Below are 13,189 nucleotides of genomic sequence, written 5' to 3'. Positions count from 1 at the left end.
GAAGGACCTTGAAGGGCCGGGCATCGTAAAGGTGCCCGGCCCTTCTGCGTGCGCGTGCGTGCGCACGGGCTGCGGCGGGCGTCCCCCACCCGTCAACTACCGTCGGCCGCGCGAGCCCTCCTCAGTCGTCGTCCAGGCTGTGCGGAGCGCGCGGCCCGCCCAGTTCCACCGCCGTGCAGCGCCAGCGGAGGTCCGCGCCCCGTTCCAGCCGGAAGGCCATCGCCCGTACCTGGTCACCGGCGCTGATCCGGGCGAAGGCCTCCACGGCGCCGGGGCGGGCGACGTAGTAGCCGATGTCGCGGACCACCGGGCGGGTGCCCCGGGTGGCGCGCAGGGGGCCGTGTTCGGCGAGCCGGATCAGCTCGTCGTAGGCGCGGCCGGCGGTGTGCCGGAGCATCCAGTGGACGGGCCGCTGGCCGCTCAGCACGGCGAGGAGACGGTCGGCGAAGAGATCGGTGGGGCGGGGCTGCGGAACGCGGCCGGGGGCGGCCTGGGCGGGCATGGTGCGGGGTACGGCCCGGCCAGCGGCGGGAGTTGGCGCAGCAGGGGCTGCGCTGCGACCTGGCGCCGGTGCGAGAGCGGTCGGTGCCGAGCCCCGGCCGGACGCGACCGTGGGCGTGGTACGAGCTGAGCCCTGGCCCGACGTGGCTGCGGGAGACGTGCGTGCCCCGCTCCGGCCCGCCGACGGCGTACGAGGGCTGCGGCCCGGAGCGGCCGGTGGGCGGCCGTCCCCGGGGGCCGTGCGGGCAGTGCTCCGGCCTGCCGTTGTGGAGGCGGAGGCGGTGCGGGTCGCCTCGGTTCCGGGCGTCGTGAGAAGCGAGTCCCCGACGGCGTCAGGTGCGATCGGCAGGGCCTGGCCGGTCGTCGTACGAGACGTGCCCCCGCCCTGTCCGCGCGGCGAGGCCGTGCCCGGGCGGCGTGGGTCGCGGCGGGTCGGCGGGCGGGTCGGGGTGTGCTGGGCGGTCCTGGTCATGACCTTGTGCATGGGGGTCCCCGTGTCGTCGGCCCGGGATGTACCGGGAAGTAACTTGCTGGTTGGGGATCTTGTACGGGGCCGGGGGCGACGACGGCAAGGACGTGGTGGGGCGGGTCGGAGGGGCCGGATTGTTCACTTATCCGAGTGATTGGTGGGCCTCAAAGCCCATCAGCGCAGGGGTGCCCCGGGTGAATTTCCGGCGTGGGGTGGACGTCTCCAGTGGTGCGGGTGGGGACTCGATGGGGGACGCGCGCACGTATCCTGGAGGCCCTCCCGGAGGCATCGCACCGTCCTCCGCGAGGCACTCTCCGACTACGAAAGCGGTCAGCCATGCGCGTCTACGTCCCCCTGACCCTCCCCGGTCTCGCCGAGGCGTACAAGACGGGTGAGCTGGGGACGGGACCCTTCGTCGCGTACGCCGTCACGCCCGCGCTGCGCGAGTGGTATCTCTCCGACGACATCGAGGAGTTGGAGTACGCGGCGCTGAACCGGGCCGCGCTGGCCTCGCTGCGGCTGCTGGCGGCCGACGCCGACGCGCCGCGGCGGCGGGTCGTGGTCGCCGTCGACGTACCCGACGGCGCGGCGCACGCCGACCCCGACCGCGGACTCGACCCGGCGGCCCTCGGCGAGGTGCGGGTGACCAGAACCGTGGCGCTGGCCAAGGCTGCGGCCGTGCACGTGGATCTGGGCGACGCGGAGAACGACGTGAGCGCCGCGGCCGACGCGCTCCCGGCGGCGGACCGCGGGGACGACGACGCGCAGTTCGTCGTGGACGGCGCCGAGGACCACGAGCTGCTCTGGTACGCGACGCAGGAGATCCCGAACCTCGTCGGGCTGGCGGACTGAGCCCGTCCGGCGTCCGTCCGGCGTCCGTGCGGCGCCGGTCAGCCGGCCGGAGATGGCCGTTGACCTGCGGTTCTCTTGATTGTCAGTGGTGGCGGGTACGTTTTTGGCATGGGGATGCAAGCAAACGCGCACATCGTCTGGGACTGGAACGGCACGCTGTTCCACGACAATGACGCGATCATCGGGGCGACGAACGCGGCGTTCGCCGAGCTGGGGCTCAAGGCGATCACGATGGAGGAGTACCGGACGCTGTACTGCGTGCCGGTGCCGAAGTTCTACGAGCGGCTGCTCGGACGGCTGCCCACCGACGCCGAGTGGGAGGTCATGGACGACACCTTCCACCGGTACTACGCCGAGCACCGGGTCGTCTGCGGGCTGACCGAGGGCGCGGCCGACTTGCTCGCGGGCTGGCGGACGGCGGGGCGCAGTCAGTCGATCCTCAGCATGTACGTCCATGACGAACTCGTCCCGCTGGTGCGGGAGTTCGGGATAGAGCCGCACTTCATGCGGGTCGACGGGCGCACCGGGCCCTCCGGCGGCAGCAAGGCCGAGCACATGGTGCGGCACCTCGAGGCGCTGGCAGACGTGGACCCCGCGCGCACCGTGGTGATAGGCGACGCGGCCGACGACGCCGTGGCCGCCCTGCACGTGGGGGCGCGGGCCGTGCTGTACACCGGCGGTTCGCACAGCCGAGCCAGCCTCGAAGTGGTCGGCGTGCCGGTGGTGGACTCGCTCGCGGAGGCCGTCGCGGAGGCGGAGCGGCTGGCGGCGTAACGGCGACTCGCAGACCGGGGGCACGGGGCACGGCGCCTCCACAAACCCGGCGACTCAAGGGACACCGCGCCCCAGGAGACACCGCGCCCCGGGGGCTCACGTCACCGGCGCCTTCGCCCGCAGCACCGTGAGGAACTCCCGCATCCAGCCGGAGTGATCCGGCCACGCGCGGGCGGAGACCAGCGTGCCGTCGACGACGGTCTCGGCGTCCTGGAAGGTCGCGCCGGCGGACTGCATGTCGAGTTCGAGGGCGGGGTAGGCCGTGACGCGCCGGCCGCGCAGGCCGTCGATCGCGGCGGTGAGCAGGGGGCCGTGGCAGATCTGGGCCACGGGCTTGTCCGTGTCGAAGAAGGACTTGAGGATCTTGCGGAGTTCGGGATCGTTGCGGAGGTACTCGGGGGCCCGCCCGCCGGGGATGACGAGGGCCGCGTACTGGCCGGGATCGACCTCGGAGAAGGCGAGATCGGCGGGCCAGGTGTAGCCGGGCTTCTCGGTGTACGTGTCGAAGCCGGGTTCGAAGTCGTGGACGACGAAGCGGAGCTGCTTGCGCTCGGGGGCCGCGATATGGACCTCGTAGCCCTCCTCGCGCAGGCGCTGGTAGGGGTAGAGGACCTCCAGCGACTCCGCTGCGTCGCCGGTGACGATGAGGATCTTCGCTGTCATGTCGGTGCGCTCCTCTGTGGCCGTGGCATGCGTCCGCGTCGGACGTCGTGAGGCAACGTCCCGCGCGCCGGAGCGCTTGCCAAGGGCCCTCGTCGCGCGGACACCGGCACCGTCCCGACTGCCCGTGAATACGACGATTTCACTCTCTACGCCCCTGTGCATAACGTCAAAGTTCCACCCTCTGTTTTGTACACATCCGGCTCGTGACGAGCCCCCGGTGAGGAGCGATAGCCTTGTGGCGTGATCAGCGCGATATTTCGCGGGGGCATCGTCGCCCCTGCTCCGCGCCCGGCGACCACGGACGACATCCGTGACCGGGCGGCGGTCGCTGGTCCCAGGGCCTGTCCCACAGGTCCGCGCGGGCGGGACGGAGCTCCAAGGGCTCCCAGGACGCCGTGCACACCCCGGGTACCGGCGCGGCAGAGAGCAGCGTCACACCCTTCGGGCGTGCCGAAAATGGCTGATAACCCACCGCTCATCTCACCTTGCGGCATAGCGTCTGAGCAGACCGGACACCCCGGGCCGTGGCGTCGAGCCGCAGGGGAAGACATCGAACTTCCTTCTACGTCACGCAACGGCGCGCGACAGGAGCCAGAGGACAATGCAGACCAAGCTGGACGAAGCCAAGGCCGAGCTGCTCGAACGGGCTGCCCGGGTAGCTGAGAACAGCCCGGTCGGGGGGCACCTACCGACCGGGAAGACGGACGAGAGCACCCCGGACCGGGACACCGTGCTCGCGTTCCTCCAGCGCTACTACCTGCACACCGCCCCGGAGGACCTCGCCGACCGCGACCCGGTCGACGTCTTCGGCGCCGCTTACTCCCACTACCGGCTGGCCGAGACCCGACCCCAGGGCACGGCCAACGTTCGGGTGCACACCCCGACGGTCGAGGAGAACGGCTGGACGTGCAGCCACACCGTCGTCGAGGTCGTCACCGACGACATGCCCTTCCTCGTCGACTCCGTGACCAACGAACTGACCCGCCAGAGCCGCGGCATCCACGTCGTGATCCACCCGCAGGTCGTCGTCCGCCGCGACCTCACCGGCAAGCTCATCGAGGTGCTCACCAACCCGCCCGCCGGCGAGCTGCCGCACGACGCGCACACCGAGTCCTGGATCCACGTCCAGATCGACCGCGAGACCGACCGCGCCGACCTGAAGCAGATCACCGCCGACCTGCTGCGCGTCCTGTCCGACGTCCGCGAGGCCGTCGAGGACTGGGAGAAGATGCGCGACCTGGCGCTGCGGATGGCCGACGAGCTGCCCGCCGAGCCGACCGCCTCCGACCTGCCCTCCAGCGAGGTCGGCGAGGCCCGCGAGCTGCTGCGCTGGCTGGCCGCCGACCACTTCACCTTCCTCGGCTACCGCGAGTACCAACTCCGCGAGGACGACTCGCTGGCCGCGGTCCCCGGCACCGGCCTCGGCATCCTGCGCTCCGACCCGCAGCACGCGGGCGAGGACCACCACCCCGTGAGCCCGTCCTTCGAGCGACTCCCGGCCGACGCCCGCGCCAAGGCCCGCGAGCACAAGCTCCTCGTCCTGACGAAGGCCAACAGCCGCTCCACGGTGCACCGGCCGTCGTACCTCGACTACGTGGGTGTGAAGAAGTTCGACGAGAACGGCGAGGTCGTCGGCGAGCGCCGTTTCCTGGGCCTGTTCTCCTCCGCCGCCTACACCGAGTCGGTCCGCCGGGTCCCGGTGATCCGGCGCACGGTCGACGAGGTGCTGGAGGGCGCCGGCTTCTCGCCCAACAGCCACGACGGGCGCGACCTGCTGCAGATCCTGGAGACGTACCCGCGCGACGAGCTGTTCCAGACCCCGGTCGACGAACTCCGCTCGATCGTCACGTCCGTGCTCTACCTCCAGGAACGCCGCCGGCTGCGCCTCTACCTGCGCCAGGACGAGTACGGCCGCTACTACTCGGCCCTCGTCTACCTCCCGCGCGACCGCTACACCACGGGCGTACGCCTCCGAATCATCGACATCCTTAAAGAAGAGCTCGACGGCACCAGCGTCGACTTCACCGCCTGGAACACCGAGTCGATCCTGTCCCGGCTGCACTTCGTGGTCCGCGTCCCGCAGGGCACCGAACTGCCCGAGCTGTCCGACGCCGACAAGGACCGCATCGAGGCCCGCCTGGTCGAGGCCGCCCGCTCCTGGGCCGACGGCTTCGGCGAGGCACTGAACGCCGAGTGCGGCGAGGAGCGCGCCGCCGAACTGCTGCGCAGCTACGGCAACGCCTTCCCCGAGGGCTACAAGGCCGACCACACCCCGCGCGCCGCCGTAGCCGACCTGGTCCACCTCGAACAGCTCACCGAGGAGCAGGCCTTCGCGCTCAGCCTCTACGAGCCGGTGGGCGCCGCCCCCGACGAGCGCCGCTTCAAGATCTACCGCAAGGGCGCCTCGGTCTCCCTCTCCGCCGTGCTGCCGGTCCTCAGCCGTCTCGGCGTCGAGGTCGTCGACGAGCGGCCGTACGAACTGCGCTGCTCGGACCGTACGACCGCGTGGATCTACGACTTCGGGCTGCGGATGCCCAAGTCGCCGAACGGCAACGGGGATTACCTCGGTGACGACGGGCGCGAGCGGTTCCAGGAGGCGTTCGCCGCGACCTGGACCGGGCAGGCGGAGAACGACGGCTTCAACGCGCTGGTGCTGAGCGCCGGGATCGACTGGCGGCAGGCGATGGTGCTGCGGGCGTACGCCAAGTACCTGCGGCAGGCCGGTTCGACCTTCAGCCAGGACTACATGGAGGACACCCTCCGCAACAACGTCCACACCACCCGGCTGCTCGTCTCCCTGTTCGAGGCGCGGATGTCGCCGGACCGGCAGCGCGCCGGGCGCGAGATCGTCGACGCCCTCCTCGAAGAGGTCGACGCGGCGCTCGACCAGGTGGCGAGCCTCGACGAGGACCGCATCCTGCGGTCCTTCCTGACCGTCATCAAGGCGACCCTGCGCACCAACTTCTTCCAGGAAGCGCTCGGCGGGCACGCGCACGCGTACGTCTCGATGAAGTTCGACCCGCAGGCCATCCCGGACCTGCCCGCGCCGCGGCCGGCGTACGAGATCTGGGTGTACTCGCCGCGCGTCGAGGGCGTGCACCTGCGCTTCGGCAAGGTCGCGCGCGGCGGGCTGCGCTGGTCGGACCGGCGCGAGGACTTCCGTACGGAGATCCTCGGCCTGGTCAAGGCGCAGATGGTGAAGAACACCGTCATCGTGCCGGTCGGCGCCAAGGGCGGCTTCGTCGCCAAGCAGCTGCCGGACCCGAGCGTGGACCGGGACGCGTGGCTGGCCGAGGGCATCGCCAGCTACAAGATGTTCATCTCGGCCCTGCTCGACATCACCGACAACCTGGTGGCCGGCGAGGTCGTCCCCCCGGCGGACGTGGTCCGGCACGACGAGGACGACACCTACCTGGTGGTCGCCGCCGACAAGGGCACCGCGACCTTCTCGGACATCGCCAACGGAGTCGCCGAGAGCTACAACTTCTGGCTCGGCGACGCCTTCGCCTCCGGCGGCAGCGCGGGCTACGACCACAAGAAGATGGGCATCACCGCGCGCGGTGCCTGGGAGTCCGTCAAGCGGCACTTCCGGGAGCTGGGCGTCGACACACAGACCGAGGACTTCACGGTCGTCGGCGTCGGTGACATGTCCGGTGACGTGTTCGGCAACGGCATGCTGCTCAGCGAGCACATCCGCCTGGTCGCCGCCTTCGACCACCGGCACATCTTCCTCGACCCCACCCCGGACGCGGCCGTCTCGTACGCCGAGCGCCGCCGCATGTTCGAGCTCCCGCGCTCCAGCTGGGCCGACTACAACACCGACCTGCTGTCGACCGGTGGCGGCGTCTTCCCGCGTACGGCCAAGGCGATCCCGGTCAACGCACACGTCCGCGAGGCCCTCGGCATCGAGGACAAGGTCGCCAAGATGACACCGGCCGACCTGATGAAGGCGATCCTCAAGTCGCGGGTCGACCTGCTGTGGAACGGCGGCATCGGGACGTACGTCAAGGCCAGCACCGAGTCCCACGCGGACGTCGGCGACAAGGCCAACGACGCGATCCGCGTCGACGGCGCCGACCTGCGCGTCAAGGTCGTCGGCGAGGGCGGCAACCTGGGCCTGACCCAGCTCGGCCGGATCGAGTTCGCCCAGCAGGGCGGCAAGATCAACACCGATGCCATCGACAACAGCGCGGGCGTGGACACCTCCGACCACGAGGTGAACATCAAGATCCTGCTCAACGGCCTGGTCACCGACGGCGACATGACCGTCAAGCAGCGCAACAAGATCCTCGCCGAGATGACCGACGAGGTCGGCGCGCTCGTCCTGCGCAACAACTACGCGCAGAACACCGCGATCGCCAACGCCCTCGCCCAGTCCAAGGACATGCTCCACGCCCAGCAGCGCTTCATGCGCACCCTGGTCCGCGAGGGCCACCTCGACCGGGCCCTGGAGTTCCTGCCCACCGACCGCCAGATCCGCGAACGCCTCGCCCAGGGACAGGGGTTGACCAGTCCCGAGACGGCGGTCCTGCTGGCGTACACGAAGATCACGGTCGCCGACGAGCTGCTGCACACCACGCTCCCCGACGACCCCTACCTGCGCACCCTGCTGCACGCCTACTTCCCGACCGCGCTGCGCGAGAAGTTCGCCGAGCAGATCGACACCCACGCGCTGCACCGCGAGATCGTCACCACGGTCCTCGTCAACGACACGGTCAACACCGGCGGTACGAGCTTCCTGCACCGCCTCCGCGAGGAGACCGGGGCCTCCCTGGAGGAGATCGTCCGGGCGCAGACCGCGGCCCGCGCGATCTTCCACGCGGCCGAGGTGTGGGACGGCGTCGAGGCCCTCGACAACACCGTCGAGGCGCCCGTCCAGACCCGTATCCGCCTGCACTCGCGCCGCCTGTGCGAGCGCGGCACCCGCTGGCTGCTCAACAACCGGCCGCAGCCGCTCCAGCTCGCCGAGACCGTCGAGTTCTTCGGCGAACGCGTCGAGCAGGTCTGGTCCCAGCTGCCCAAGCTGCTGCGCGGCGCGGACCTGGAGTGGTACCAGCAGATCTACGACGAGCTGACCGGCGCCGGCGTCCCCGCCGAACTCGCCACCCGCGTGGCCGGCTTCTCCTCCGCCTTCCCGGCGCTCGACATCGTCTCGGTGGCCGACCGCACGGGCAAGGACCCGATGGACGTCGCCGAGGTCTACTACGACCTCGCCGACCGTCTGCACATCACCCAGCTCATGGACCGCATCATCGAGCTGCCCCGCGCGGACCGCTGGCAGTCCATGGCCCGCGCCTCCATCCGCGAGGACCTGTACGCGGCCCACGCCGCCCTGACCGCCGACATCCTCACGGCGGGCAACGGCACCTCGACCCCCGAGCAGCGCTTCACCGCCTGGGAGAAGAAGAACACCGCCATCCTCGGCCGCGCCCGCACCACCCTGGACGAGATCCAGGGCTCGGAGATGTTCGACCTCGCCAACCTGTCGGTGGCGATGCGGACGATGCGCACCCTGCTGAGGACGCATTCGTAGTCCCTACGACCGTCTCGTCGTAGTCCCTACGACGGACACAGGCGCCCCGGGCCGCGATGGCTCGGGGCGCCTTTTCATGGGGTGCCTTAGGGGTAATCAGGGGAAGCGCTTACTCAGCCCCGCTAAGCCTGATGATGTGACTCTCAACCTCACCGAGGAACGCGCGACCACCGCCCCCGTACGGCCGGTGCGGAAGGTCGTCCTGGAAGTCGTGAAATTCGGGATCGTCGGCGGCAGCGGCGTTCTCGTCAACTTCGCGGTCTTCAACGCCCTGCTGCACGGCCTGCGCTGGCCCGCGATGCTCGCGACCGTCCTGGCCAGCTGCGTCGCCATGGGCGCCAACTACCTCGGCTTCCGCTACTACACCTACCGCGACCGCGAGGCCCCCGGCGCCCGCCGTATCGCGCTGTTCTTCGCCTTCAGCGGCATCGGCGTGCTCATGGAGAGCGGCCTCTTCTACGTCGGCTACCACGGGCTGGGCCTCCACGGTTCGCTCGGGGCGAATGCCGTGAAGGCCCTGTCGATCGTGCTCGCGTCCGCGTTCCGCTTCCTGGTCTACCGCACGTGGGTGTTCCAGGACGAGGAGCTTTAGGCGGCCTTGTCCGCCGGTGCCTTGGGCTTGTCGGCGCCGCCCGTGAAGGCCTCGTAGGCCTCCAGGACCTCTTCGGTCGGCCCGTCCATCCGCAGCTCGCCGCGCTCCAGCCACAGCACGCGGTCGCAGGTGTCGCGGATCGACTTGTTGTTGTGGCTCACCAGGAAGACCGTGCCCGCGTGCTGCCGCAGCTCGCGGATCCGCTCCTCCGAACGCCGCTGGAACGACCGGTCACCGGTGGCCAGCGCCTCGTCGATGAGGAGGACGTCGTGGTCCTTGGCGGCGGCGATGGAGAACCGCAGCCGGGCGCCCATGCCGGAGGAGTACGTCCGCATGGGGAGCGTGATGAAGTCGCCCTTCTCGTTGATCCCGGAGAAGTCGACGATGCCCTGGTAGCGCTCCTTGACCTGTTCCCGGGTCATGCCCATGGCCAGGCCGCCGAGATAGACGTTGCGCTCACCGGTCAGGTCGCCCATCAGCGCCGCGTTGACGCCGAGGAGGGAGGGCTGGCCGTGCGTGTAGATACGGCCGTTCTCGACCGGGAGCAGGCCCGCGACCGCCTTGAGCAGGGTCGACTTGCCCGAACCGTTCGTGCCGATGAGCCCGATCGCCTCGCCCTTGTAGGCGACGAAGGACACCTTCTTGACCGCGTGCACCTTGCGCACGCCAGCCGCCTTCTCGGCCTTCTCGCGGCGCAGCATGCGGTTGAGGGCGGCGGTCGCGGAGCCGCGTCCGGCGCCGGTTCCGTTGACCCGGTAGATGATGTCGACGCCGTCGCAGACGACGGTGGGGATGGTGCTGTCGGCGGCCACGGGGGTCCGCTCGGTGTGGTACTCGATGGTCTGCTCAGCCACGGCCGTACGTCTCCTCAGCCTTCCAGAAGTAGATGAAGCCGCCGACGCCGGCGAGCAGCGCCCAGCCCGTCGCCGCCGCCCACACGTGCGGGGGGAGCTGGCTGGAGTGGAAGCTGTCGATCAGCGCGTAGCGCATGAGGTCGATGTAGACGGCCGCCGGGTTGGTCTCCAGGGCGATCACGACCGCGTGGGGCAGGTCGTCGGCCTTGGTCAGCTTGTCGATGCTCCACATGACACCGGACAGGTACATCCAGGTGCGCAGGATGAACGGCATCAGCTGGGCGATGTCCGGGGTCTTGGCGCCCATCCGCGCCATGACCATCGAGACGCCCGCGTTGAACGTGAACTGCAGGAACAGCGCGGGGATCACGAGCAGCCAGGAGACGCTGATCGGCACGCCGAAGCAGATCAGGATGACGATGAGCGCGGCCATCGAGAACAGCAGCTGCTGGAGCTGCTGCAGCGCGAACGAGATCGGCAGCGCGGCCCGCGGGAAGTGCAGCGCCCGGACCAGGCCGAGGTTGCCGGAGATCGCGCGGGTGCCCGCCATGATCGAACTCTGCGTGAACGTCCAGATGAACACGCCCGTCACCAGGAACGGGATGTAGTCCGGCACATGCTTCTTGGTGCCCAGCAGCACACCGAAGATGAAGTAGTACACCGCCGCGTTCAACAGCGGCGTCATCACCTGCCAGACCTGGCCCAGCTTGGCCTGGCTGTACTGCGCGGTCAGCTTGGCGGTGGCGAACGCGGTGATGAAGTGGCGCCGCTCCCACAACTGCCGGACGTACTCGGGCAGGGAGGGGCGGGCGCCACTGACCGTGAGGCCGTGGCGGGCGGCGAGCGCCGCGAGGTCGTCTTCGTCGGCCGGGGCCGGCGATTGGGGCGGTGTGTGGAGGACCTGGCTCACATCCGCTGCTTTCGCTCGGGGGGAGGGGAATGCGTGCGTCCGGCTGCGGTGTCCCGTCGCCCGGCGTTTCCTTACGGTTCTCTTTACGTTCTCTTACGTCGGGACGGGACCGTATCGTCGCAACGTGAGCGTAGGCCGATTCGGCGTCGGAACGCAACCGTTTCGTCGTCACGGATGTGATCGGGTCGTTAGGGTCGCTGGGTTTGCGCCGGGACGGGCCTGTTGCATCGGTACGTGCCGGGCGCGACGGGTCCGTTTCGTCGCGACGCGCCCCACCCGCGTCGGAACGCAACCGTTTCGTCGCAACGCCCCTATGCTTGGGCTATGACGACGAACGCCGACGAGCCCACAACACGTCAGCGCCGCCGGACCCCCGCCGGGGCGGCCGTACTCCGCGAGGATGTGACCGAAGCCATCCGCGCGGCGGTCTTCGAGGAGCTGGCGGCGGTCGGGTATGCCCGGATGTCGATCGAGGGGATCGCGCGCCGCGCCGGGGTGGGCAAGACGGCGGTGTACCGCCGCTGGCGTTCGAAGCTGCACCTGGTGCTCGACGTCGTGTCGGCGATCGCGGTGATGGGGCTGCCGACGCCGGACACCGGTTCCCTGGAGGGTGACCTCCGGATGCTGTACGAGGTGACGTCGCGGGCCCTGCGCCACCCGGTGGCCTCGCAGATCATCCCGGACCTCCAGGCCGAGGCGGCCCGGAACCCGGAGATCGCCGACGCCATGCAGAAGGCGTTGCGCGAGGGCCAGGAGGGCGTGGCCAGCAAGATCCTCGCGGCGGCGGAACGCCGGGGCGAGATCGGCCCCGGCATGGACGAGGACCTGGCCCTGGACCTGATCTCCGGCCCCCTGTACTGGCGCGCCGTGGTGATCCGCAGCCCGAAGCTGCCGAAGGGGTACCTGGGGGCGCTGGCCCGGGCCACCACGGAGGGGCTGAAGGCGCTTTAGGGCTGCGCCGCACAGCGCGACGGAAACTCTGCGAAAACCAGCCCCTCAACCCCTCGAGAACGTCAGGACCGCGCCGCCCCCGGATGCAGCCGCACCCACCCCTCCCACGCCGACGTGATCATGTCCTGGACGTCGTGCTTGGCCTTCCAGCCCAGTTCGGTGGTGATGCGGTCGGCGGAGGCGACGACGCGGGCCGGGTCGCCGGGGCGGCGGGGGTGGACGGTCGGGGGGCGGTCGTAGCCGGTGATCGCGTTGATGTTGTCGATCATCTCGCGGACCGAAACGCCTTCCCCGCGGCCGATGTTGAGGGTGAGGGCGCGGCCGGGGGAGGCCTGGAGGGCGCGGGCCGCGGCGACGTGGGCCTCGGCCAGGTCGACGACGTGGATGTAGTCGCGGACGCAGGTGCCGTCCGGGGTGGCGTAGTCGTCGCCGAAGATGCGCGGGGGCGCGTTCTCGGTCAGCTTCTCGAAGACCATGGGGACGATGTTGAAGACGCCCGTGTCCGCGAGTTCGGGGCTTGCGGCCCCGGCCACGTTGAAGTAGCGCAGGGAGGCCGTGGACAGGCCGGTCGCGCGGCCCGTGGCGCGGACCAGCCACTCACCCGCCAGCTTCGTCTCGCCGTACGGCGACATGGGCACGCACGGCGTCTCCTCGGTGACCAGCTCCACGTCCGGCATGCCGTAGACGGCCGCCGAGGACGAGAACACGAAGGACGGGACGCCGGCCGTGGTCACCGCCTCCAGGAGGACGCGCAGGCCCTCGACGTTCTCCCGGTAGTAGTGCAGCGGCCGGTCGACCGACTCGCCGACCTGCTTCTTCGCCGCGAGGTGGACGACTCCGGTGACGTCCTGGTCGGCGAGGGTGCGGGCCACTAGTTCCGCGTCCAGGACCGAACCCTGCACCAGGGGCACGCCGTCGGGCACGCGCGCGGCGATGCCGGTGGACAGGTCGTCGTAGACGACGGTCTGTTCGCCCGCCTCGGTCATCGCCCTCACGACGTGCGCCCCGATGTAGCCGGCTCCGCCGGTGATCAGCCAGGTCATGTGCGGCAGTCCCCTCCGTCACTCGATCACTGGAGGCGCGTCCCTCA

The 13,189-nt window shown here is 70.3% G+C and carries 10 protein-coding genes; 5 read left to right on the top strand and 5 right to left on the bottom strand.

Annotated elements, in window-relative coordinates; all coding sequences use genetic code 11:
* Positions 1-121 precede the first annotated feature (121 nt).
* The gene (locus tag SSP08S_RS64425) at positions 122-502 is read right to left on the bottom strand and encodes an Rv3235 family protein (protein WP_019066015.1); all 381 of its coding nucleotides are present in this window, start codon (positions 500-502) and stop codon (positions 122-124) included.
* 804 nt (positions 503-1,306) lie between these two features.
* Here SSP08S_RS64425 and SSP08S_RS02590 point away from each other — a divergent pair.
* Positions 1,307-1,822: a DUF6912 family protein gene (locus tag SSP08S_RS02590; RefSeq protein ID WP_019066014.1), complete on the top strand. Its 516-nt coding sequence runs from the start codon at positions 1,307-1,309 to the stop codon at positions 1,820-1,822.
* A gap of 108 nt (positions 1,823-1,930) precedes the next feature.
* Positions 1,931-2,596, top strand: a complete 666-nt coding sequence (locus tag SSP08S_RS02585; RefSeq protein WP_019066013.1) for an HAD family hydrolase — start codon at positions 1,931-1,933, stop codon at positions 2,594-2,596.
* A 96-nt stretch (positions 2,597-2,692) separates the two neighbouring features.
* Here the strand turns inward: SSP08S_RS02585 and SSP08S_RS02580 are convergent, their stop codons facing one another.
* Positions 2,693-3,259: a DJ-1/PfpI family protein gene (locus tag SSP08S_RS02580; protein WP_019066012.1), complete on the bottom strand. Its 567-nt coding sequence runs from the start codon at positions 3,257-3,259 to the stop codon at positions 2,693-2,695.
* Positions 3,260-3,860: 601 nt separating this feature from the next.
* Here SSP08S_RS02580 and SSP08S_RS02575 point away from each other — a divergent pair.
* A complete protein-coding gene (locus tag SSP08S_RS02575) occupies positions 3,861-8,792 on the top strand; it encodes an NAD-glutamate dehydrogenase (RefSeq protein ID WP_019066011.1) in 4,932 nt (1,643 codons plus the stop codon).
* Positions 8,793-8,928: 136 nt separating this feature from the next.
* A complete protein-coding gene (locus SSP08S_RS02570; RefSeq protein ID WP_019066010.1) occupies positions 8,929-9,384 on the top strand; it encodes a GtrA family protein in 456 nt (151 codons plus the stop codon).
* Here the strand turns inward: SSP08S_RS02570 and SSP08S_RS02565 are convergent.
* Complete coding sequence (locus SSP08S_RS02565) at positions 9,381-10,238, bottom strand: ABC transporter ATP-binding protein (RefSeq protein WP_019066009.1); 858 nt, start codon at positions 10,236-10,238, stop codon at positions 9,381-9,383. The genes SSP08S_RS02570 and SSP08S_RS02565 overlap by 4 nt on opposite strands.
* Entirely contained in the window at positions 10,231-11,148 is a 918-nt protein-coding gene (locus SSP08S_RS02560) for an ABC transporter permease (protein ID WP_019066008.1), read from the bottom strand. Before SSP08S_RS02560 ends, SSP08S_RS02565 begins: the two co-directional genes overlap by 8 nt.
* A gap of 324 nt (positions 11,149-11,472) precedes the next feature.
* Between SSP08S_RS02560 and SSP08S_RS02555 the strand changes: the two genes are divergently transcribed.
* Positions 11,473-12,099, top strand: a complete 627-nt coding sequence (locus SSP08S_RS02555) for a TetR/AcrR family transcriptional regulator (RefSeq protein WP_026178125.1) — start codon at positions 11,473-11,475, stop codon at positions 12,097-12,099.
* A 62-nt stretch (positions 12,100-12,161) separates the two neighbouring features.
* On the opposite strand, the gene galE is transcribed toward SSP08S_RS02555, so the two are convergent.
* A complete protein-coding gene (gene galE, locus SSP08S_RS02550; RefSeq protein WP_019066006.1) occupies positions 12,162-13,142 on the bottom strand; it encodes a UDP-glucose 4-epimerase GalE in 981 nt (326 codons plus the stop codon).
* Positions 13,143-13,189: the final 47 nt, after the last annotated feature.

This window comes from Streptomyces hokutonensis (assembly GCF_000376565.1).
In the GTDB taxonomy this organism is placed as follows: Bacteria; Actinomycetota; Actinomycetes; order Streptomycetales; family Streptomycetaceae; genus Streptomyces; species Streptomyces hokutonensis.
The sequence above is the reverse complement of the archived record's forward strand: the minus strand, read 5'-3'. Positions and strand labels throughout refer to the sequence as shown.